The 22053-nt window shown below is 65.1% G+C and carries 21 protein-coding genes; 15 read left to right on the top strand and 6 right to left on the bottom strand.

What is annotated here, in order from left to right; translation table 11 throughout:
- The first annotated feature begins 97 nt into the window (after positions 1-97).
- Together JV18_RS0109050 and JV18_RS0109045 are read left to right on the top strand one after the other, a co-directional pair.
- On the top strand, positions 98-730 hold the full coding sequence (locus tag JV18_RS0109050; protein ID WP_033075174.1) for a DUF1013 domain-containing protein: 633 nt from the start codon (positions 98-100) through the stop codon (positions 728-730).
- A 93-nt stretch (positions 731-823) separates the two neighbouring features.
- Positions 824-1951 (top strand): MBL fold metallo-hydrolase, encoded by a 1128-nt coding sequence (locus JV18_RS0109045; protein ID WP_081944758.1) that lies wholly within the window; start codon positions 824-826, stop codon positions 1949-1951.
- A gap of 33 nt (positions 1952-1984) precedes the next feature.
- Here the strand turns inward: JV18_RS0109045 and JV18_RS0109040 are convergent, their stop codons facing one another.
- A complete protein-coding gene (locus JV18_RS0109040; protein WP_033075172.1) occupies positions 1985-2395 on the bottom strand; it encodes an acyl-CoA thioesterase in 411 nt (136 codons plus the stop codon).
- Between the two features lie 139 nt (positions 2396-2534).
- On the opposite strand from JV18_RS0109040, the gene JV18_RS0109035 reads away from it, so the two are divergent.
- Positions 2535-3002, top strand: a complete 468-nt coding sequence (locus JV18_RS0109035) for a DoxX family protein (RefSeq protein WP_052071855.1) — start codon at positions 2535-2537, stop codon at positions 3000-3002.
- On the opposite strand, the gene queF is transcribed toward JV18_RS0109035, so the two are convergent.
- Positions 2984-3454: a preQ(1) synthase gene (gene queF, locus JV18_RS0109030; RefSeq protein WP_033074236.1), complete on the bottom strand. Its 471-nt coding sequence runs from the start codon at positions 3452-3454 to the stop codon at positions 2984-2986. The genes JV18_RS0109035 and queF overlap by 19 nt on opposite strands.
- Positions 3455-3574: 120 nt before the next feature.
- Between queF and JV18_RS15730 the strand changes: the two genes are divergently transcribed.
- From JV18_RS15730 to JV18_RS14690, 5 genes are all read left to right on the top strand, one after another.
- Entirely contained in the window at positions 3575-5029 is a 1455-nt protein-coding gene (locus tag JV18_RS15730; protein WP_033074235.1) for a hypothetical protein, read from the top strand.
- 203 nt (positions 5030-5232) lie between these two features.
- Entirely contained in the window at positions 5233-6075 is an 843-nt protein-coding gene (gene sseA / locus JV18_RS0109020; RefSeq protein ID WP_033074234.1) for a 3-mercaptopyruvate sulfurtransferase, read from the top strand.
- A 16-nt stretch (positions 6076-6091) separates the two neighbouring features.
- Positions 6092-7438, top strand: coding sequence for a chromate efflux transporter (gene chrA / locus JV18_RS0109015; RefSeq protein WP_033074233.1), 1347 nt, complete (start codon positions 6092-6094; stop codon positions 7436-7438).
- A 21-nt stretch (positions 7439-7459) separates the two neighbouring features.
- Positions 7460-8671, top strand: a complete 1212-nt coding sequence (gene metC, locus JV18_RS0109010) for a cystathionine beta-lyase (protein ID WP_033074232.1) — start codon at positions 7460-7462, stop codon at positions 8669-8671.
- Positions 8668-10020, top strand: coding sequence for a mechanosensitive ion channel family protein (locus JV18_RS14690; protein WP_052071854.1), 1353 nt, complete (start codon positions 8668-8670; stop codon positions 10018-10020). The genes metC and JV18_RS14690 overlap by 4 nt, the downstream gene beginning before the upstream one ends.
- Positions 10021-10057: 37 nt before the next feature.
- Here JV18_RS14690 and ppa read toward each other — a convergent pair whose 3' ends face one another.
- Complete coding sequence (gene ppa / locus JV18_RS0109000) at positions 10058-10594, bottom strand: inorganic diphosphatase (RefSeq protein WP_033074231.1); 537 nt, start codon at positions 10592-10594, stop codon at positions 10058-10060.
- A gap of 25 nt (positions 10595-10619) precedes the next feature.
- Positions 10620-12560: a M61 family metallopeptidase gene (locus JV18_RS0108995; RefSeq protein ID WP_033074230.1), complete on the bottom strand. Its 1941-nt coding sequence runs from the start codon at positions 12558-12560 to the stop codon at positions 10620-10622.
- A gap of 96 nt (positions 12561-12656) precedes the next feature.
- Between JV18_RS0108995 and hisS the strand changes: the two genes are divergently transcribed.
- The 6 genes from hisS (at position 12657) to JV18_RS0108965 (ending at position 20310) form a co-directional block, all read left to right on the top strand.
- On the top strand, positions 12657-13913 hold the full coding sequence (gene hisS, locus JV18_RS0108990; RefSeq protein ID WP_033075169.1) for a histidine--tRNA ligase: 1257 nt from the start codon (positions 12657-12659) through the stop codon (positions 13911-13913).
- Between the two features lie 80 nt (positions 13914-13993).
- The gene (prfA, locus tag JV18_RS0108985; protein WP_033074229.1) at positions 13994-15064 is read left to right on the top strand and encodes a peptide chain release factor 1; all 1071 of its coding nucleotides are present in this window, start codon (positions 13994-13996) and stop codon (positions 15062-15064) included.
- Between the two features lie 202 nt (positions 15065-15266).
- Positions 15267-16103 carry a peptide chain release factor N(5)-glutamine methyltransferase gene (gene prmC / locus JV18_RS0108980; protein ID WP_033074228.1) on the top strand — a complete coding sequence of 279 codons (837 nt, stop codon included), beginning with the start codon at positions 15267-15269 and terminating at the stop codon, positions 16101-16103.
- A gap of 265 nt (positions 16104-16368) precedes the next feature.
- Positions 16369-17214 carry a DUF4167 domain-containing protein gene (locus tag JV18_RS0108975; RefSeq protein WP_052071853.1) on the top strand — a complete coding sequence of 282 codons (846 nt, stop codon included), beginning with the start codon at positions 16369-16371 and terminating at the stop codon, positions 17212-17214.
- A gap of 95 nt (positions 17215-17309) precedes the next feature.
- Complete coding sequence (locus JV18_RS0108970) at positions 17310-18722, top strand: DUF4139 domain-containing protein (RefSeq protein ID WP_033075168.1); 1413 nt, start codon at positions 17310-17312, stop codon at positions 18720-18722.
- 10 nt (positions 18723-18732) lie between these two features.
- The gene (locus tag JV18_RS0108965) at positions 18733-20310 is read left to right on the top strand and encodes a DUF4139 domain-containing protein (protein WP_033074226.1); all 1578 of its coding nucleotides are present in this window, start codon (positions 18733-18735) and stop codon (positions 20308-20310) included.
- A 21-nt stretch (positions 20311-20331) separates the two neighbouring features.
- Here the strand turns inward: JV18_RS0108965 and JV18_RS0108960 are convergent, their stop codons facing one another.
- Positions 20332-20715, bottom strand: a complete 384-nt coding sequence (locus tag JV18_RS0108960) for an acyl-CoA thioesterase (protein ID WP_033074225.1) — start codon at positions 20713-20715, stop codon at positions 20332-20334.
- Positions 20705-21013 (bottom strand): hypothetical protein, encoded by a 309-nt coding sequence (locus JV18_RS0108955; RefSeq protein WP_033075167.1) that lies wholly within the window; start codon positions 21011-21013, stop codon positions 20705-20707. The genes JV18_RS0108960 and JV18_RS0108955 overlap by 11 nt, the downstream gene beginning before the upstream one ends.
- Before the next feature lie 214 nt (positions 21014-21227).
- On the opposite strand from JV18_RS0108955, the gene JV18_RS0108950 reads away from it, so the two are divergent.
- Positions 21228-21653: a CBS domain-containing protein gene (locus JV18_RS0108950; protein ID WP_033074224.1), complete on the top strand. Its 426-nt coding sequence runs from the start codon at positions 21228-21230 to the stop codon at positions 21651-21653.
- Positions 21654-22053: the final 400 nt, after the last annotated feature.

Raw genomic sequence — 22053 nt, 5'->3', positions numbered from 1 at the left:
TACATCCGGGGCCGAACGGCCGCCCCGCGAGGGGCGGCCCTTATTATTTCCGCTTTGGAGACTTTCCGTCATGGCCAATGCCAATCCGACTCCGCTGATGCCCCACGCGACCGCTGCGTGGCTGGTCGATAATACGGGTCTCACTTTCGCGCAGATCGCCGAATTCTGCGGCGTTCACGTATTGGAAGTGCAGGCGATTGCCGATGAAACCGCCGCGACCAAATATACCGGCCGCGATCCGGTGCGCGCGCATGAACTGTCGATGGAAGAAATTGAAAAGGGTCAGAAGGACCCCGATTACAAGCTCAAGATGAATACGCAGGCGCAGGATACGATCCGCCGCACGCGCGGGCCGCGCTACACGCCGGTCAGCAAGCGGCAGGACAAGCCCGATGGCATCGCCTGGATTTTGAAGAATCATCCCGAAGTGTCGGACGGCGCGATCAGCAAGCTGATCGGCACCACCCGCAACACGATCAGCGCCATTCGCGAACGCAGCCATTGGAACAGCGCCAATATCGTCGCCAAGGACCCGGTTACGCTGGGGCTTTGCTCGCAGCGCGAGCTTGACGCCATCGTTGCCAAGGCGGCGAAGAAGGCGGGAATCAAGGCGCCCGAGGACAGCCGTTTTGAAGGCGACCGCGAAGCCCTGCTCGAAGAATTGCGCGCCGAACGCAGCGCCGCCGCCGAAGCGCGCGCGGCGGAGGATGCCGCCAACGACGAGGATTGATCGCGTGGCTGCGCTTCCTGGGCAGCAGAGGACGGGTAAGGTCGTCGGCCCCGCCGGCGCCGTCTGGCCCCTGGCGATCCGGGAACGATAGGCGTGGCGGACCGCGATGACGAGGAACGGATTGCGGCGACCGGCGGCTCGCCCGATGCTTCGCTGACGCAGGATGACAGCTTCACCGCGACCAGCCATGCGGGCCTGACCTACCCCTGGGGCGAAGCTGCGCCGGGGGAGGGGGAAACCATCGGTATTGCCGATGGCGTTCGCTGGGCGCGCATTCCGATGCCCGGCTCGCTTGGCCACATCAACAGCTGGCTGCTCGATGACGGCGATGGCGTCGCGATTGTCGATACCGGCATTTGCATGACCATCTGTTCGGATGCGTGGAAGGCGCTTTATGCGGGCGCGCTATCCGGTACGCGAATCAGCCGCGTTATCGGCACCCATCTTCACCCCGATCATATCGGCCTTGCCGGATGGATCGCCAAAAAACATGGGGTGAAGCTGTGGATGACCCGCGGCGAAATGCTGACCGCGCGCGCCATTGTCGCCGATTCGAGCGACACTGTGCCCGACGAAGCACTGGCCCAGTCGCGCGCGGCGGGCTGGGACGAGGAAGCGATCGAGGCGCAGAAGGCGCGCGGCTGGAACATGTTCCAGCGCATGATCTTTCCCCTGCCGCGCAGCTATGTGCGGATCGAGGATGGCGATATTCTCGACATGGGCGCGCATCGCTGGCGCGTCGTCACCGGCTCGGGCCACAGCCCCGAACATGCCTGTTTGTGGAACGAGAAAGCGGGGGTGCTGATCGCTGGCGATCAGGTATTGCCGCGTATCAGTTCCAATGTGTCGGTCAATATTACTGAACCCGATGCTGACCCGCTGGGTGAATGGCTGGCCTCTATCGACAAGCTTCTCGCCACCATTCCCGCCGACGTCGTCACCTGCCCGGCGCATGGCGAGCCGTTTCGCGGCCTGCACGTCCGGCTGATGGCGCTGCGCGACGAACATCGGATGCGGCTTTACACATTGGCTGAGGCGATTGCGAAACAGCCGCTACGCGCGGTCGATACCTTCCCGATGCTCTTCAACCGGCCCATCGGTCCGCATAATCAGGGGCTCGCAACGGGCGAGGCGCTCGCGCATCTCAAGCGGCTGGAGGTTGAAGGGCGGGTCAAGCGCGAGGACCGGGACGGCGTCTGGTGGTATCACGGCGTCGCCTGAATGGCGATGCGATCCTCGTGATTGGGAGGCGTTTCAGCCCTTCTCGCCGGGAAAAAAGCGCTCGATCACATCGCTGGCCAGCCGTGCGGGGCGCAGCGTTTCGGCATCGACGCAGCACCAGCTCGATTTCACCTCGGCCAGCACGTCTTCGCCGCGCTTGATGATCGTTTCGTAAAAGGCGCGCGCGCCCTGCACTTTTTCCAAAATGACCGTCGCGATCACCTCATCGTCCAGAAAGGCGGGGCGGCGATAGGTAATCTCATGCTTCAATGCGACCCACAGATGCTGCGCCACCGCTTCGGGAGGCGCAATTTTACGCCAATGGGCCAGCACCGCTTCCTGCACCCAGCTCAGATAATGGGCATTGTTGACATGCCCCATGAAGTCGATGGCTTCGGGACCGACCTGAATGCCGTAATCGTGAGGCTGTGCTGTGTGGTTCATGCCACTGACAATAGTGCCAGCAACATATAACGAAAAGGTGAAATGCACCCAGGCCGGTAAAATATTGCCGACATGTGCCGACTTGACGACACCAGATTCGCCCTTACAATGTTTACGTTGTTGACATTGGGGGGCGAGCATGTGGACCAATTTGATCATCATGATCCTGCTGCTGACAGGGCCGGTGCTGCTCGCGCGACTCGCCGCCCGCGGCGGAGAAGTCTGGCCGCATGCTGCCGCTCTGGGCGCGGCGCTATGCTTCCTGTTCACCGCGTCGGGCCACTGGCTGATCGACGATGAAATGGTCCAGATGCTGCCGCCCTGGGTGCCCGCCCCCTTGCTGCTCGTGTGGGCGACGGGGGTGATGGAGCTTGCCATTGCGCTGGCGCTGCTGATCCCTGCCACGCGGCGCATGGGGGCCTGGGCGGCAATTGCCGCGCTCTGCCTCTTCTTTCCCGCCAATATCTATGCCGCCTTCATTCAGGCGCCGGTCGGCGGGCATGCGCTGGGGCCGGTCTATCTGCTGGTGCGCGCGCCGGTGCAGCTGTTCGTGATCCTGTGGATCTGGCGCACGCTGATCGGCGCGCCTCAGCCGCGCCCGCGATAGGGGGCGACGCCCTGGTCGGGCAGCCACAGCCCCTCGGGCGGCGGCCCCGATTGCCAGAAAACATCGATGGGAATGCCGCCGCGCGGATACCAATAGCCGCCGATTCGCAGCCAGCGCGGCTGCATCTCGTCGCACAGGCGGCGTCCGATGCCGACGGTGCAATCTTCGTGAAAACCCGCATGGTTGCGGAAGCTGCCCAGAAACAGCTTCAGCGATTTCGATTCGACAATCGTGTCGCCGGGCGCATAGTCGATCACCAGATGCGCGAAATCGGGCTGGCCGGTGACCGGGCAAAGCGAGGTGAATTCGGGCGCGGCAAAGCGCACCAGATAAAGTTCTTGCGCGCGCGGATTGGGCACATAATCGAGCACCGCGGCCTCGGGTGAGGCAGGCAGGTCGCTGGTGCGGCCAAGATGCACCGGATTGAGCGGCGGACGGCTGGAATCAGTCATGGAAACCGTCTACTGCCCCGCGCGGCGCTTGTCATCCGCCGTCGTCGGCCGCTTCGCGGAGCGGACGGTGCGTATGACGGGGTGAAGCTGGCACAGCAAGGGCGGGAACGCGAAGGACAGATGAAGAAAATTCGGGCCGATAAAATCAGCGGACGGGCCGCTTCGACCGCTACGCTCACGGCGATGGCACTGGTGGCAGGGGCGGCAGCGCCGGTCCCGCTCCACGCCCAGCAGGATGGGAGCAGCGGGGCAGCGGCGCCCGCACCCACGCTCTCCCCGCCGCCGACGCGCCCCATTGAAATCACCCTTCCCCCGGCCAATGACGGGCGTGCGTCCGGGGTTCAGGGGCCGAGCAACAATGGCCTGCCGCCGCTTGCCCCCGGCGAGCGGCCCGGCGTGCCGACCCCTGCGCCGACCCCGTCGGCGCCGCGTCCCGCACCGACGCAGCCCGCCCCGCGGCCCGCCCCCGAACCGCGTGCGACGCCTGCGCCTGCTCCGCGCGCCACGCCGACCCCGACGCCCGCGCCATCCGCCGCGCGCCCGGTCGCCGCGCCGCTGCCTTCCGCGCCCGCACCGCAACCCGCGCCCGATGAAGCGACGGCGCCGGCCGGGGAGAGCATAGATTCGCCTGCGACCACCGACGACAGCGCGGAACCCTTCCTGCCTTCCGCCGAGCAAGGGGGGAGCGAATCAGCGGCGACCCCTGCACCTTCACGGCCCTCGGACGGACAGGATGTGCCGCTATGGGGCTGGCTCCTCGCGGGGCTCGCCGCGCTTGGCGCGGGGGTCTGGTATTGGCGCCGCCGCCCGGTAGCGCCCCCGGCCGAGGACAGCGCCGAAGAGCAGGCGTCACCGCTACCGCCTCCGCCGCCGCCGTCAGAGCCGGAGACGCCCGCGCGTCCCGCCGTGCCCACCGCACCGCAAGCCGCCACGCCGCCCGCACCGGATGCACCGCCCGCCCCGGTCGCCGCGCCGCGCCGCGCGGCCCCGGCGGCGCCGACTCCGGCGCGCAGCGGCAGTCCGCTCGTCACCCGCGTTCCCGACGAACACATGGCCGCGCATCGCGCGCAGGTCACCATGGCGCTCGACGTCCGCTCGATCCGGATCGAGGCCGATCATGTCGCGGTCGGGCTGGTGCTCACCGTCACCAATACAGGACCGCTGGCGGCGACCGGGCTGATGGTTCGCGTGGCCTTTGGTCAGGGATCGGCGATGTCCGAACCCGTGCTCGCGCGCTTCTTCGACGGGGCGGGGGGCAGCGTGGTGCGCGACGATATTCTGCTCGCCCCCGGCGCGAGCGAGCGCCTGTCCACCGACGTCAGCCTGCCGCGCGCCACGGTTGAGCCGCTGATGATCGGCGGGCGGCCCATGCTGGTCCCCGTGCTTGCCTTTGACGTGACCTATCATTGGGATGGGCCCGGCGAGGCTTTCGGCCAGATTGCGGGCAGCTTCGTACTGGGCCGCGCGCCGATCGCGGGGGCGGGGGACAAGCTCGGGCCGCTGCCGCTCGACCGCGTCGCCCACGCCGTCGACCGCCCCGGTGCGCGCGCCACCGCGATCCAGCGCCGCCAATAGGGCGCACCGCGCGGCGGGGACGCTACGCCTTTTTTCTCGCTTTTCTGTTGCGGCGCACCATCGGCTGGGGCACATCAGTTGCATGCTTGAAAAAGCATGACGTGGGGCATAGGCTGCTCGGCCTTCCCCAGCAAAGATGACGCAGGATGGCCGACGGAAGGAACACGCAGACGTTCCGCCGCGGGTCGCAATAGGAGCATGACATGGACGCCTTGGTCTCAACCGAATGGCTGGAACGCGAACTGGGGGCATCGGACCTGCGGGTCGTCGATGCGACGAAATTTATGGGCGGCAGTGACCGCGACGCGCGCGCCGAATATGAGGCTGGCCACATTCCCGGTGCGGTGTTCATGGATCTGGAGGAATTGACCGACAGCTCCAGCGATATTGAAAATATGGCGCCCCCGCCGGAAAAATTCGCCAGCCGTATGCAGTCGCTCGGCCTTGGCGATGGCAGCCGCATTGTCATCTATGACGACAGCCCGCTGAAAAGTGCGGCGCGCGCCTGGTGGCTGCTCAAATTGTTCGGCGCGCATGATGTCGCGCTGCTCGACGGCGGTCTCGCCAAATGGAAGGCCGAGGGACGCGCGCTCGAAATGGGCAAGCAGACGCTGCGCCATCGCCATTTCACCGTGTGGCGCGATGCCAAGGCGGTGCGGACCAAGGAAGAGATGCTCGCCAACACCGAAAGCGCCGCCGAACAGGTGGTCGATGCCCGCCCTGCGGCGCGCTTCACCGGCGAGGAACGCGACCCCCGTCCCGGCATGGCCCCCGGCCATATCCCCGGATCGCGCAGCCTGCCGCACAGTGAATTGTTCAACGCCGATGGCACGTGGAAACAGGGCGACGAATTGAAGGCCGCTTTCGGCGCCGCGGGTATCGATCTGGCCAAGCCGCTCGTCGCAACCTGCGGCAGCGGCATGACTGCCGCCGTGATTGCCTTTGGGGCGCATCTGCTCGGCAAGGAAGATGTTGCCGTCTATGATGGCAGCTGGACCGAATGGGGCGCCGATCCCGCGACGCCCAAGGCGACCGGCGCCGCCTGACATAGCCGGGGCGTCGGTGACGACCGCTACCGACGCCCCGCCTTCCCCCGATTTCGGGGCGCTGGTCCGCTGTTTCACGCGGATCGGCTTTCTCAGCTTCGGCGGCCCGGCGGGGCAGATCGCGCTGATGCACCGCGAAATCGTCGATGACCGTCAATGGATCGACGAAGGCGCCTTTCTCCACGCGCTTAATTTCTGCAGCCTGCTTCCGGGGCCAGAGGCGCAGCAGCTTGCGACATGGATCGGCTGGCGGCTGCATGGGCTGGCGGGCGGGCTGGTCGCCGGAATGCTTTTCATCCTGCCCGGCGCCTTGCTCATGCTGCTTCTGTCGGCGCTCTATGTGGCGGCGGCGGGGGTCGGCTGGTTCGAGGCGCTGTTTCTGGGGATCAAGGCGGCGGTGCTCGCCATTGTCGTTCAGGCGCTGATTCGTATTTCGGCGCGTGCGCTGACGACACCGCTGCGCCGCGCCATTGCGGTTTCGGCCTTTGCCGCGCTGGCTATCTTTGCCTTGCCCTTTCCGGTCGTGATCCTCGCGGCGCTGGCGACTGGCGCGGCGGCGGCGCGCTGGCGTCCGGCGATGCTGGGCCTCGCCCCGCTCGGGGCCAAAGCGGGCGGGAAAGACGCAGGGCAGCCATGGCGGCAGAGCCTGTCGGCGCTGATGCTGTGGGGCATGATCTGGGCCGCTCCGCTGCTGCTCATCCTCCTGCTGCTCGGCCGTGATCATGTGCTGTGGGACATTGGGGCCTTTTTCTCGCAACTTGCCGTGGTCAGTTTCGGCGGCGCCTATGCCGCGCTCGCCTATATGGCGCAGGAGGGGGTGTCCGGCCTCGGCTGGCTGCGCCCCGCTGAAATGGCCGATGGCCTCGGCCTTGCCGAAACGACGCCCGGGCCGCTGATCCTCGTCACCCAATTTGTCGGTTTTATCGCCGCGTGGCGCGATGCCGCGCCCTTCACTCCCTGGATCGCCGGATTGCTCGGTGCGGGGGTAACGCTCTGGGCGACCTTTGCGCCCTGTTTCTTGTGGATTTTTACCTTTGCGCCATGGATCGACCGGCTCGAACGTGCGCCCGCGGTGCGCGGGGCGCTGGCGGCGGTGACGGCGGCGGTGGTCGGGGTCATCGCCAATCTGTCCTTGTGGTTTGCGCTGCATACGCTTTTCGAGCGCCTCACCGTCGTTAGCGCCGGACCGGTGAAGGCGCAGTTGCCGATGTTATCAAGCCTCGACGGGGCGGCCGCGGCACTCGCGGCGCTGGCCTTTCTGCTGCTTTTCCGATGGCGCTTCAATGTCCTCACGCTGCTGGCTTGCTGCGCCGTCGGCGGGATTCTCTGGACCCTTTTGGCCCCGCTACTGGATTTTGGCTGAGCCTCGGTTCACAAGAGGGGCATGACTGATCGCCCGAAAGATGCGCTTCGCCCCGCCACCCAATTGGTTCAGGGCGGGCGCCGCCCCGAATGGACCGGCGACCCCCGGCTTGGCGGCGGGATCGTCAATCCGCCGGTCTGGCGCGCTTCGACGATTCTCTATGACAATGTCGCCGATCTGAAAGCGCGGGGTCATGCGACCCACGACCGGCTTTTCTATGGCCGGCGCGGCACGCCCACCGTCTGGGCGCTGGCTGATGCCCTGACCGGGCTGGAGCCGGGGGCCGAAGGCACTTTGCTTTACCCGTCCGGCGTCGCGGCCATTTCGGCGGGGCTTCTCGCGTTGCTCGCGCCCGGCGACCATCTGTTGATGGTCGACAGCGTCTATGAGCCGACCCGGGCCTTTTGTGACGGCATGCTCGCCCGCTATGGCGTGACGACCAGCTATTATGATCCGTGCATCGGCGCGGGTATCGCCGACCTGATCCGCCCCGAAACAAGGCTGATCTTCCTCGAATCGCCGGGCAGCCTGACCTTTGAGGTTCAGGATATTCCCGCCATCACCGCCATCGCCCGCGAACGCGACATTGTGACGATGCTCGACAATACATGGGCGACGCCGCTGTTGTTTCCGGCGATGCGCCACGGCGTCGATGTGACGATGATGAGCCTCACCAAATATGTCGGCGGCCACAGCGATGCGATGATGGGCAGCCTCACCGCCACGCGCGCGCCGTGGCCGCGGCTGCGACAGGCGGCCTATCAGCTTGGCCAGTCGGTCTCGCCCGATGAATGCGCGCTGATGCTCCGCGGGCTGCGCACGCTCGATGTGCGTTTGCAGCGGCATGGCGAAAATGGCCTCGCCGTCGCCCGCTGGCTGGCCGAACAGTCGCAGGTCGGGCGGGTGCTCCATCCCGCACTTCCCGATGATCCGGGCCATGCGCTGTGGCGGCGCGATTTTGCGGGCGCGAGCGGCCTGTTCGGCTTCACGCTCAAAGGCGCCGATGATGCGACGCGCGCACAATTTGTCGACGCGCTTGCCCATTTCGGAATCGGCTATAGCTGGGGCGGTTTTGAAAGCCTTGCCGTTCCCTGCGATCCTGCGGGGCTGCGCACCGCAACCGAGTGGAGCGACCCCGACCCGCTCGTCCGCCTGTCGATCGGGCTCGAAGATCCCGCCGACCTGATCGACGATCTGTCGCGCGGCTTTGCAGCGATGGAGGGGGCAATATGATCGCCCCCCTGCTCGAGCGCCTGGGACTGCCGCGACTGGCCGAGGCGCAGATTGCCGAAATCGGCTTTGCCGGTGCGTTGGCGGGGCTCGCCCTGTTCGGGGGCTGGCTGGTGCGGCGCTATCTGGGGCCGCGCCTCAGCGACTGGCTCGACGGGCGCGATCTGCCGGGGCAGGGGCCGCTGGCCAATCGCGCGCCACCCTTTTTCGGCTGGCTCTCGGCATTGCTGCTGGTGGCGACGGCGCGGGGGCTGCACGCGTGGGATCCTTACGCCGCGCTCCTGCTCGACTGCGTCGTTGCTTTTGCCGCGGCGGCGACCGTTCGCAATCTTGTCGTCGGCGTGGGGGTCGGGCGGGGGCCTGCGCTGGTGGCGGCGGCCGTGACCTTCGTCGCCCTTCTGTCGCACAGCATGGGCGGGCTTACGTCGTTGCAGCACCGGCTCGACGCCATCGGCTTCACCATCGGGCGCTTTCATTTCTCGCTGCTCGCGGCGGTCCATATCCTGCTCACCTTGCTGATTCTGTTCCTGCTGGTGCGAATCGGCAACCGGGTTGTGCACCGGCTGGTGCGCGGCAATGGCGCGCGCGAACTGGATGCGACCCAGCAATTGCTGATCGAGAAAATCGCCGGGGTGGTCATTCTAGTCGCGGCCTTTTTTATCGGCATCGACCTTCTGGGAATCGACCTTACTGCCTTTGCGGTTTTTTCGGGGGCGCTGGGGCTGGCGGTGGGTTTCGGCCTTCAGAAAACCTTTGGCAATCTGATCGCCGGCATCATCCTGCTGATGGATCGTTCGATCAAGCCCGGCGATGTCGTCGTCATCGCCGATTCGGTGGGGCGGGTGAACAAGATTGGCGTGCGCGCGGTTTCGGTCATCACCCGCGACGGAATGGAGCATCTTGTCCCCAATGAATTGATGATGACCGAAAGGGTCGAAAACTGGAGCTATTCGAACCGCGAAGTGCGCGTGCGGATCAAGGTCGGGGTCAGCTATGACGCCGACCTGCATCTTGCGCAGAAATTGATGATAGAGGCCGCGGCCGCCGCCCCGCGCGTGCTCACCGATCCGGCGCCCGTCTGCTGGATCACTGGTTTCGGCAACAGCAGCGTCGACCATGAACTGCGCTTCTGGATTCGCGATCCCGAAAGCGGGCTTGGCAATATCAAGGGCCATGTCTTCATGGGGATATGGGACCGGTTCAAGGAAGCGGGGATCGAGCTTCCCTATCCGCAGCGCGACCTTCATCTGCGCAGCCTGTCGCCGGAGGCGCTCGACGCGATCGGCGCCGCGCGCGATGAAAAAGCGCCCGCCCCGCAGGATGCGGAACGGGCGCCGGATAATGGAGGATAGCCGCTTCCCCTGATTCGGGGATGGGCGCCTTTGCGGATTAAAAGCCCTTGGTCTGCGCGCGCTCAATGCCTTCGAGGATGATCTGCTTCGCCTCGTCGACATCGCCCCAGCCGCCCAGCTTCACCCATTTGCCGGGTTCCAGATCCTTGTAATGGGCAAAGAAATGCTCGATCTGCTGCAACACGATCGGCGGCATGTCCTGATAGCTCGCGACATCCTTGTAATAAGGGAAGGTCTTGTTGACGGGGACGCAGAGCAGCTTTTCATCGCCGCCGCCGTCATCCTCCATCTTCAAGACGCCGATCGGGCGGCATTTGACCACCGCGCCCGCGACCACGGGTGAGCGCGCGACGACGAGCGCGTCGAGCGGATCGCCATCATCGCCCAGCGTGTGCGGGATAAAGCCGTAATTGGCGGGATAACGCATCGGCGTGTGCAGGAAACGGTCGACGAACAGCGCCCCTGACGCCTTGTCGAATTCATATTTCACCGGCTCGCCGCCGATCGGAACTTCGATCAGCACGTTGAGGCTGTCCGGCGGACTGTCGCCGGCAGGAATCAGGTCGATGCGCATGGGAGAATATCCTTGATTTGTGATTCTATAATTTGCGGCGCGGCGCCAATAGCCGATCGAACCAGTCGGGGCCACTCCCCACTTTTTCAAGGTGCGGCCAGCGCAGCCCGCCATGATAGGGAATGGCGACCTCGCGATAGCGGCCGTCGCGTTCGACCAGCAGCTTGATCGGGGTTTTGCCGTCGGCGGCGGCCTTGATCGCTGCCTCGATCCGCTCGCGGCTATAGCTCATGCCATCGACCGCCAATATCTTGGTGCCGTTGACGATATCGGCGCGAAAGGCAGGGCCATCCCACAGGATGCTGCCCGCGACGCCATTTTTGTCGATCACCAGTCCCAGCGAATGGACCAGATTGGCATTTTTGGCGCTCGCCATTTTCTCGCGGTCGGACACATTGGGCTTGTCGCGCCAGACGAGGCGATAGCCCGCGCCTTCGATCCCGCCCACGGGCGCGGGGCGTCCCGCATCCTGCATGCGCTCGCTCATAAAGCTCGCCCAGTCATAGGCGTGAACAGCGTTCAGCGCAGCGACGACATCGTCAAATTCATATCCGACCTGCCCCCAGTCGCCTTCCTTTCCGCCAAAGAAGCTGCGCGCAAAATCGTCGAGCGACTTTTTATTGTTGGTCGCGCGGCGGATCAGCATGTCCGCCTCCAGCCACATCAGCGCGCCTTCGTTATAATAATCCTCGGTGCGCGTGGCGCTGGCAAAGGGGCGCGGCTTGCGCGCGGCGATAATCGGGTCGAGCGTCGTATCCTCGACCGAGCGCCAAGCGCGGCCCGGCTGGATGCTGTAAAAGGCCGCATTGCTGGCAAGTTCGCCCAGCACCAGCTCCTTTGACTGCATCCCCGACCGCGCGCCCAGCACGAGGTCCCAGAAACTCGTCTGTCCTTCATAAACCCACAAAAGATTATCCTGCATCGGCGTGCGATAATCGGGGGTCCACAGCTTCGCCGGGCGGCGATATTTGCCGTTCCAGCTATGCACCAGCTCGTGCGGCAACAGCCCGCGGTCGGCGCCATGCTCGTCCCATTTGGTGAAATAATCGGGCTTGCGGCTGTTTTCGCTCGACCGATGATGCTCCAGTCCGATGCCGCCCATTTCCTCGGTCAGCGCGAGCAGAAATTCATAGCGGTCGAAATGGCGCACCCCGAACAGCGCCACCGCTTCGGACACCAGCGCCGCGTGGCGCGCGATATGGTCGGGGCTGGCGGCCAGATATTGCGGCTCGTCGGCCACAACGTTCAGCGTGACATTCTGTCCCAGATCCCATTTCTGGAAATGCGCGCCCGCAAACATCGGGCTGTCGATCAGCACTTCATAATTGGTCGGCGCATAGCTGTAACGATTGCCGGAGACTTTCAGCCCGTCGAGCGCCGCCGCCCCCGTCCAGCCTTGCGGCAGCGTCACCTCCAGCTGCACCGGAATATTGCGGGTGAAATAGCCCGCGGGGTAAAAGCTCACCTGTTCCCACTGCAGGTTCATCATCGCCGGGGCGACGACGATCCGCCCTTCGCTTTCGCGCACGGGCGACAGAAATTCGAACTGGACGTCGATGTTTTTCACGCCCTCGGGCACATCGACGTCAAAGGCATAGACATCGGTCGGCTGGCGCGTCCAGCTCAGCGGCTTGCCATTGGCGCTTGGCTTGAAACCCGAAACCCCCGAAATCGCCCCGCGCGGAGCATGTTTACCGGGCAGCCATTCGGGATAAAGCAAAGTCAGCTTGCCCGCCTTTGCCACCGGGATCGTCTGGCGCACGCGGAAAATCCCGCGCGCCACGTCGCTCGCATCGACGCGAAGCTGCATCAGGCCGGGATAGGGCTCATCGGCGGGCAGCGGAATGACATAGGGCTCGACCACCGGCTGCGGACGGCTGTTGCCCGGCTGCGCGGCGGCGAGGGCGGGCAAAAGGGCGATGGGCGCGGCCGTCAGGGCCGCCGCGACAAGAGCTGCTTTTTTCATGGACCGCGTCTCTGCCGCGAAATGGCCGCCGCGTCCAGCCGCCCTGCGCGCATGGACGCTTTGCCTTTCGTCCAAAAAGCTTTAGACGCGCCGCGCATGAGCAAGGATAAAAAGGCGAAGATAAAGGCGCCGCAGCCGGTGCGCGGCACCCAGGATATGCTCGGCGATTTCGCCGACCGTTTTCAGCATGTGGTCGACACATTCGACCGCGTGCGCCGCCTTTATGGTTTCAAGCGCGTCGAGGTACCGGTGATCGAGCCCACCGCCGTCTTCGCGCGCAGCCTTGGCGAGACCACCGATGTCGTGTCGAAGGAAATGTATTCGTTCGAGGATCGCGGCGGCGAATCGATCACCTTGCGCCCCGAATTTACCGCCGGGATCGCGCGCGCCTATATCAGCAATGGCTGGCAGCAGTTCGCGCCGCTGAAGGTCGCGACGCACGGGCCGCTGTTCCGCTATGAACGCCCGCAAAAGGGGCGCTATCGCCAGTTCCACCAGCTCGACGCCGAAGTGCTGGGCAGCGACAGCCCGCTCGCCGACGCCGAGCTGCTGGTGTTCGCCGACCAGCTTTTGAAGGAGCTGGGGATCGCCGAGGGCGTGACCCTGACGCTCAACACGCTTGGCGATGCGGCCAGCCGCGATGCGTGGCGCGCGGCGCTCGTCGAACATTTTGAAGCGCACAAGGGCGAACTCAGCGAGGACAGCCTTGCGCGGCTCGACAAGAATCCCCTGCGCATCCTCGACAGCAAGGATCCGCGCGACCGCCCCGTCGCCGACAGCGCGCCCGACATCGACGCGTTCCTGACCAGCGAAGCGCAGGATTTCTTTGGCGCGGTCACGTCGGGGTTGGACGCGGCGGGCGTCGCGTGGGAACGCAATGCGCGGCTGGTGCGCGGGCTCGACTATTATCGCCACACCGCCTTTGAATTTATCACCGACCGGCTGGGCGCGCAGGGCACGGTGCTCGGCGGGGGGCGCTATGACGGGCTGATCGAAAATCTGGGCGGCCCCGCCACTCCAGCGGTCGGATGGGCCGCAGGGATTGAGCGGCTGGCGATGCTGCTTGCCGACGATGGTATCGACCCACGGCTCGACGCGGTGATCGCGGTTGAGGATGACAGCCAGCTGGCGCTCGCCATGCAAAAGCTTGCGTGGCTTCGCAGCGGGGGCTTTGCCAGCGAGATTGTCGCCACCGGCTCGCCGCGCAAGCGGTTCGACAAGGCCGCGAAAATTCCCGCCCATGCGCTGATCTCGGTCGGTCTGCGTGACGGCGCGCCGCACATCAATGTGCGCGGCGACAGCGCGCGGGCAAAAGAGGTCGAGGGCCATCTTCAATCGTCACCCCGGACTTGATCCGGGGTCCAGACGATGCGGGCGGCCATGGATCCCGGATCAGGTCCGGGATGACGAAGCAATGAAGTGACAGCGAGCAGATGACCCACGTCTCCGAAAAGCAGATCGACGCCATCATCGAACGCCATGCCGCGCTTCAGGCGCGGATGGCGACGGGCGATATGGCGCCCGCCGATTTCGTCGCCGCGTCGAAGGAATTTGCCGAGCTGGAACCCGTCGCCAGGGCGGCGAGCGAAGTCACCCGGTTGCGCGCCGAACTGGTCTCGCTCCGGGATATGCTCGCCGACCCTGAAATGAAGGCGATGGCCGAAGAGGAAATGGCCGCGATCGAGGCGGCGCTGCCCGCCGCCGAGCATGACCTTGCGATCAAGCTCTTGCCCAAGGACGTCGCCGACGAACGCGCCGCGATGCTCGAAATCCGCGCGGGCACCGGCGGCGACGAGGCGGCGCTGTTCGCGGGCGATCTTCTCCGCATGTACAGCCGCTTTGCCGATACTGAGGGGTGGAAGGTCGAAATCATCTCTGCCAACGAGGCCGAGGTCGGCGGTTATAAAGAAGTCGTCGCCTCGGTGAAGGGGCAGGGCGTCTTTGCCAAGCTGAAGTTTGAAAGCGGCGTCCACCGCGTCCAGCGCGTCCCCGTCACCGAAAGCGGCGGGCGCATCCACACGAGCGCCGCGACCGTCGCCGTGCTGCCCGAGGCCGAAGAGGTCGATGTCGCGATCAACGACAATGACCTCAAGATCGACATTTACCGGGCGAGCGGTGCGGGCGGGCAGCATGTCAACACGACCGACAGCGCGATCCGCATCACCCATATTCCGACCGGGCTTGTCGTTATCCAGCAGGATGAGCGCAGTCAGCACAAGAATCGCGCCAAGGCGATGCAGGTGCTGCGCTCGCGCCTCTTCGACCTTGAACGCACCAAGCGCCACAATGCCGAAGCCTCGGCGCGCAAGGCGATGGTCGGATCGGGCGACCGCTCCGAACGCATTCGCACCTATAATTTCCCGCAAGGGCGCGTCACCGACCACCGCATCAACCTGACCCTCCACCGCCTGCCCGAAATATTGGAAGGCGAAATGGGCGAGCTGATCGACGCGCTGATCGCCGAAGACCAGGCCCAGCGCCTCGCCGGGCTGAGCGATGACTAAGGCCAGGATGGCCGCCCATATGGGGTGTCCGGCACAAGCCCATCTCGTGCGGAAAATAGTCGTGTCCTCCCGCGAAGGCGGGAGCCCAGTCGCCCCCTGCACCCCCTGTCCCCCGTTTGCATCGAGCGAAGTCGAGATGCCCCTCGGCGTGGCGCAAATTTGATGGGCGTCTCAACCTCGCTCGGCACGAACGGAATCACACGTGGATGATGTCGCGCGGAGCATCCGCGCCGCCGCCGCCCGCCTCGCCGACGTCTCCGACACGCCGCGCCTCGATGCCGAATTGCTGATGGCACACGCGCTCGGCACCGAACGCGCGTCGCTTTTGCTCGACCCCGCGCGTTTCACCGTTCCCGCCGCTTTCGAAGCGCTTGTTGCGCGGCGGCTCGCGCACGAACCCGTCGCTTATATTCTGGGCTACCGCGATTTCTGGACGATCCGCCTCGCGGTCGGCCCCGGCGTCCTTATCCCGCGCCCGGACAGCGAAACCTTGATCGAGGCCGCGCTCACCTTTTCGCGCGGAGCGGGCCGCGCCGGCTGGCCGCGCCATATCCTCGACCTTGGCACCGGGCCCGGGACCTTGCTGCTCGCCGCGCTCAGCGAATGGCCCCAGGCGACCGGCCTTGGCATCGACGCGAGCGAGGCCGCGCTCGACTATGCACGCCGCAACGCCGCCGCGCTGGGGCTCGATGCGCGCGCGTCTTTCCGTCAGGGCGACTGGGCGGCGGGGATCACAGAGCGCTTTGACCTCATCTTGTGCAATCCCCCCTATATTGGCGCGGACGAAGCATTGATGCCGCAGGTGGCGCGCCATGAACCCGCCGCCGCCCTGTTTGCGGGGGAGGACGGTCTCGATGATTATCGGCGGATTATCCCTGCATTGCCTGTTCTTTTGGCCGAAAGAGGGGCCGCTATCCTTGAAATTGGCGCGGCACAGGCCATGTCGGTAACAAGGCTTGCCGAATCGGCGGGCTTTTCGGTCTCTTGTCGCCAGGACCTCGGCGGCCGCGACCGGGCGCTTTGTCTGACGCGGCGCTAGGCTGTTTGTAAGAAATTGCTTGGTTTCACGCGCAAAGCACGATAGGGGGCGGCTTACAGGCCTGATCAGGGTCCCTTTGGCGGTGCGGACGCATCGATACTGGTCCGGCGGGTCTGTTTCCCATTTATATGTTCGCGTCGGGCTGTCGCCCGCTCGAACGATAAGGGCAAGGGCCGCGCTTGAAGCGCGGGCGCGACGCGCAACAGGATGAACAGCGCGTCCGGCATGAATGAGGTTGCCATAGCTTAATTAGCTTTTCGACAGGATGTCTCAGTTGAACATGAACAACCGGCAAAACGGCCGTCGTCGCGGTCGTAACAACAGCAATAATAATAACCGCTCGCAATCGGGCGGCCGCGGCGGCGTCGATCAGGCGAACCGCATCGACAGCCGGGCACGCGGCAACGCGGTCCAGATGATCGAGAAATACCGGAATATGGCGCGCGACGCGCAGCTTGCCGGCGACCGGGTCCAGACCGAATATTATCTGCAATTCGCCGATCATTATTTCCGCGTACACAGCGATTTTCGCGCGCGTCAGGAAGAAAAGCAGGCACAGAACGGTCATGATCGCGGGCACGACCGCCAGCGCGAAGTGCGCGGGGTTGAGGATTTCGACGGTCAGGACGACAGCGACGTCGAAACCGAGAATGAAAATGATCGCGGCGACAGCGATAACGACGATGACAGCCGTCGGGGCCGCGGACGCCGTGAGGACGAAGAGGATCGCCCGGCGCGTCAGCCGCGTGGCCGCGCTCGCCGCGACCGTGATCAGGATCGTGATAGCGAAAGCGCTGATCAGGACAGCGAAGGCAAGGGCCGGCGGAGCAGCAAGGCCGCAGACGAGGATGGCGACGATGCCGCTCCTGCCCCGCGTGCGCGGCGTCCGCGCCGGACCCGCGCCGCTGAGGCCGCGGACAGCGACACCGGCAGTTCGGGCATCGACAGCGCCGCGCTGCCCCCCGCCATCGGGCGGAGTGAAAGCCGTGACGAGGCGGACAGCGGCGAGGCCGAAGCCAAGCCCGCCGCCAAGCCGCGCCGCACCCGCCGTACGCTTGCCGCGCCCGCCAGCGATGCCGGCGATGACGGGGTCGAGGAAGCGGCGGAATAACCGCGTCAAATATCGATATTCGGGGTGGTTTTTGGCTGTCCCATGCCATAGCCTCCCCTCGGTTTTGCCGAGGGGAGTTTTTTATGCGCTTTGCCATGTCATGCGGCCTGCTGATTACGGCGGCGGCCTCTCCGGCTTTGGCCCAGTCAGGCGATGCGGCGAGCGTGCCGGGTCCCAATGCGCAGGGCGATGTGGCGGTTACCATTTACAATAATGGCCAGTCGCTGGTGCAGGATGATCGCCAGCTTCGCGTGACGCGCGGGCGTAACCGCATCGAATTCCCCGATGTGTCGGCGCGTATCCGTCCCGAAACGGTGACGTTGGCGGGCGAAGGCCTGTCGATCATCGAACAGAATTTCGACTTCGACCTGCTCACCCCCGACAAGCTGATGGACAAGGCGGTGGGGCAGGTGATCACGCTCGTCCGCACCAATCCCGCAACGGGCGCCGAACGCACCGAGCGGGCCAAGGTGCTCGCCGCCAATGGTGGCATCGTTCTCCAGATCGGCGACCGGATCGAGGTGCTGCGCGACGACGGCCTGCCGGTGCGCGCGGTGTTCGACCGGCTGCCGCCCAATTTGCGCGCGCGTCCCACCCTGTCGGTGACCGTCGATGCGGCGCGCGCCGGGACCATCCCCGCGCGCCTTTCCTATCTCACCCCCAATTTGGGCTGGACCGCCGATTATGTCGCCCTCTTCGATGCGGGGAAGCAGGCGATGGATATTCAGGGCTGGGTGACGCTGACCAACAGTACCGGTACGACCTTCGACAATGCCCGCACCCTGCTCGTCGCGGGCAACCCCAATGGCGGCGGGCGGCGGTCGGGCGCGCGGCCGGTCCGCTTTCCGGGCGGCGGGATGGAGGCGGTGATGGACAGCGCGGGCACCGAATCGAACGATCGCGAACGGCTTGGCGACTTTTATCTCTATCCGCTCGAACGGCGCACGACGATTGCCAACGCCCAGCAGAAACAGGTCAGCTTTCTCGATATCAAGGGCGCGCCCGCGACTTCCACCTATGAATATGTCAATCGCTGGCTGGCCAGCAGCGACGAACCGGTCAGCGCGGCGAGCGTGCTGCGCTTTTCTACCTCGCGCCAGGGTGGGCTCGGCGACCAGCTCCCCGCCGGAACGATCCGCGTCTATATGCGCGATGCGCGCGGCGACCCGCAATTCATTGGCGAAAATCGCATCGACCATACGCCGATGGGCTCGGCCATGTCCCTCCTCACGGGCGAGGCATTTGATGTAAAGGTGCAGCCGACGGTGGTTTCGCGCACGCGCAAGGGCTCCGCGCGCTGGCAGACGGCGATGCGCTACACGCTCAGCAATGCGTGCAGCGAGCCGGTGACTGTCCATCTGGTGCAGGACGGTTTGTGGGGCGATGTGCGGGTCGAGCAGGAAAGCCTGAAGGGCAATCGCGTCTCCGCCGACCGCATCGAATGGCAGGTGCCCGTGCCCGCCAATGGCAAAGTCGATGTGACCGCCACTTTCGACACACGTTATTAAGGGGGCGGGGATGCGGGCCGTCGCACCGCTTTTGGCTCCGCTCTTGCTGGCCGCACTCGCTCTTCCTGCGCAAGCGCAGGAGCAAGCACAGCCGGGGGCCGTGATCACCTCCTCGGGGATCGAGGATGTGGCGGTCACCGTCTATCGCGCGCCGGGGCGGGGTAGCGGCGCAATCAATCCGCGCTGGCCGCGCGGCTTTGCCTTCATCACCGAAACGCGCCGCGTCACGCTTCCTGCCGGGCTTTCGACCTTGCGCTTCGAAGGCGTCGCCGAAGGCCTGCTTCCCGAAACCGCCGTGGTCAGCGGCTTGCCAAACGGCGTGATCGAGAAAAACCGCGACGCGCGCCTCCTGTCGCCCGCCGGGCTGGTCGATGCTTATCTGAAACGACGCGTCACCTTGCAGCGGACGAATCGCGAAACCGGCGCGGTACGCGAACAGGAAGCGGTGATTCAGGCCGGACCCAATGGCGGCGTCCTGCTCGAAACCGATCAGGGCTATGAAGCGCTCGGCTGTTCGGGCCTTCCCGAACGCATGATCTATCCCCGCGCGCCCGCCGATCTGTCGGCCAAGCCCACCCTGTCGGTGCTGGTCGAAAGCGACGCCCCGCGCAGCGTGACGGTCCAGCTTCTCTATCTTGCCGAAGGCTTTGACTGGGCCGCCCATTATGTCGCCGACCGCGCGAGCGATGGCGAAACGCTCGCGCTTCAGGGCTGGATCACCCTGGCCAATGGCGGGGTGACCAGCTTTGACCAGGCGCAGCTCAATGTCATCGCCGGGCGGCTCAACAAACAATATAGCCCGCCCCTGCCGCGCAGCACGCCGGGGGCGCTGCACCTCCAATGCTGGCCGATGGATATCACCAGCACCCATCCCTTGTGGGAATTGCCCGCGGTCGAGGGCGGCGCTCCCGAAGCCATGGCCGATATGGCGCGCGAAAATATTGTCGTGACGGGCAGTCGCTTCATAGCCCCCGCGCCACCTGCGCCCCCGCCCCCTCCACCGCCTCCGGCAGCGGAAGATCTCGGCGATCTTAAATTTTACCGCATCCCGTTCCGCGTTGATGTCGCAGCGCAGGGGCAAAAGCAGATAGCGTTGCTCGCCAGGGAAGGGGTGGCGGTCGAGCCGCTCTATGTCGGCACTCTCTCTGCCCACAATGGCGATGCGCCGCTGGCGGCCACCATCCGCCTTCGCATGCAGAATCGCGAGGAAGATGGCCTTGGCCTCCCGCTTCCGGGCGGCAGCGCGGCGGTTTTCGAAACGGTTGGCGGTCAGCGCCTGTTGCTGGGCGAGGCCGAAATAGGCGACAAGGCAAAGGGCGAGCGCGTCGATTATGATATCGGCGCCAGCCCTGCGGTCCGCTACCGGCTGCGCGAGCGTCCCGGCGGCGGGACGAAATATCGCCATTGGCAGGTGGAGATTACCAACGCCCGTCCGGTCGATGCCGATGTCGAAATGCTGGTGTCGATGCGGATCCACCGCGCGCCGCGCAATTGGGAGAGGCGCGGCAATGCCTGGGTATGGGGCTTGCGCGTCCCCGCCCATGGCAAGATCGAAGCCGAATTGCGCGAACGGATCGACGGCCGCTGATCCCGCGACCGGCTTTTCGCCCTAGGCAGCGGGTTCAGGCAAGGGGCGCGGCCGGTGATTCTCGTCCAGCGCGACAAAGGTGAACAATCCTTCGGTCACCTTTTCCTGCGTCTTGCCGCCATCGCGCGTCGCGACCACCTCGATGCGAATCCCCATGGATGTGCGCCCGCGCTTCTCCAGATGGGCGTAAACCGAAATCACATCGCGCAGCAGGATCGGCGCGATAAATTCCATCGACTCGATGGCGACGGTCGCGACTGCGCCTTGCGCGACCTCGGCGGCGACGATCCCGCCGGCAATATCCATCTGGCTTAGCACCCAGCCACCGAAAATATGGCCATTGGCATTGATGTCGGCCGGTCGCGGCACGACGCGAAGAATCGGATCACGAATCTTATCGGTCATGGTTCATCTCCGGATCGTCCTCAAAGGGGTCTTCAATTGATTCGTCGTGGCCGCTGCCGCTCGACAGAAAGACCAGCCCCATCAGCGCCGCGCCCAGCAGCACCGACAGGCCCACCCCCGCTGCCGTCGCGATCATCATATGCACCGTTAGCGCCTCACCCATGGTGAAGCGCAGCCAGCCCAATGCGAGGATGACCGCGCCCAGCGATACCAGCGCCATGCCCCGCATCAGTCGGCGGTAACGCGCCCAGGCGATTTGGGCGGTGTCGCGATTGTCGAGCGGGGAGTGTTTGACCATGGCTGCCACCATGGACGAAGCAAGCCGCAAACCCAAGTGCGAAGGGCGGGCCACTCTGCTCTCTTTCTGTCTTCAGTCTTTCTCCCTGTCCGCTGCTCTCCCCACCGCCCGCTCTTGCGCGCGCACGCGCGCGCGTAGAGAAGGAGCTTTTCCTCTCGCCGCCGTTTCGTGATAGTCTGGGCAAAAGTGGATCAAGCCATAGGGAGAGCAGGCAATGACCATCGCGGCGATTCTTCAGGGGCGGAGCGGCCCCGTCATTTCGGCCCGGCCCGCCGACAATGTCCGCGCGGTGATCGACTTGCTGGCCCAGCATCGTATCGGCGCGGTGCCCGTGCTCGACGACGACAAGATCGTGGGCATTTTCTCCGAACGCGACCTGGTGCGCCTCATGTCCTCCTATGGGCCGGAGGCGCTCGACCGTCCGCTCGGCGATGTGATGACCCAGTCCCCGGTGACCTGCGCCCCCGACACGGCTGTCATGGCGGCCTTGTCGCAAATGACCCAAAAGCGAATCCGTCATCTGCCCGTGGTTGATGATGGCCGGCTGCTCGGATTTATCTCCATCGGTGATCTCGTCAAATATCGGATCGACCGGATCGAGGCCGAGGCAGCGGCAATGCGCGACTATATCGCTTCCTGACGCCGCGCGGACAGGGCGGGCGCGCAGCCGTCGCCTCTCCGCCAGCGGCTGCGGAGGGGATTCGCCCCCCAAAAGACAGCCTCGTCTCTTTTTTCACGATTCTTTTTGGCGTGTGGCCCGGTCGCTGCGCTGATTCTGGAGAGGAATCGAATTGCTGATTCCGATTCCCGGGCGTGATTCTGGGGCAGATTCGCCCTTTTTCCCCATTGGCTTGCATAATGGCCTGTCGCGAAGTGCGGCCCGGCCAAAAAATCTCAAAAGATTTTGTCGATGAATTTTTCGCGATTTTCCGGGCTGTTCAGCGGGGTGGGGGAGCGAAAATGAGGGGGCGATGAAACAAAATTGCAAAATCCTTGTTGACCCGACTCAGGGATCAGCTTAGAGGCCTTTTCACCGGACG

Origin of the sequence: Sphingopyxis sp. MWB1, assembly GCF_000763945.1 — a bacterium.
In the GTDB taxonomy this organism is placed as follows: domain Bacteria; phylum Pseudomonadota; class Alphaproteobacteria; order Sphingomonadales; family Sphingomonadaceae; genus Sphingopyxis.
The sequence above is the reverse complement of the archived record's forward strand: the minus strand, read 5'-3'. Positions and strand labels throughout refer to the sequence as shown.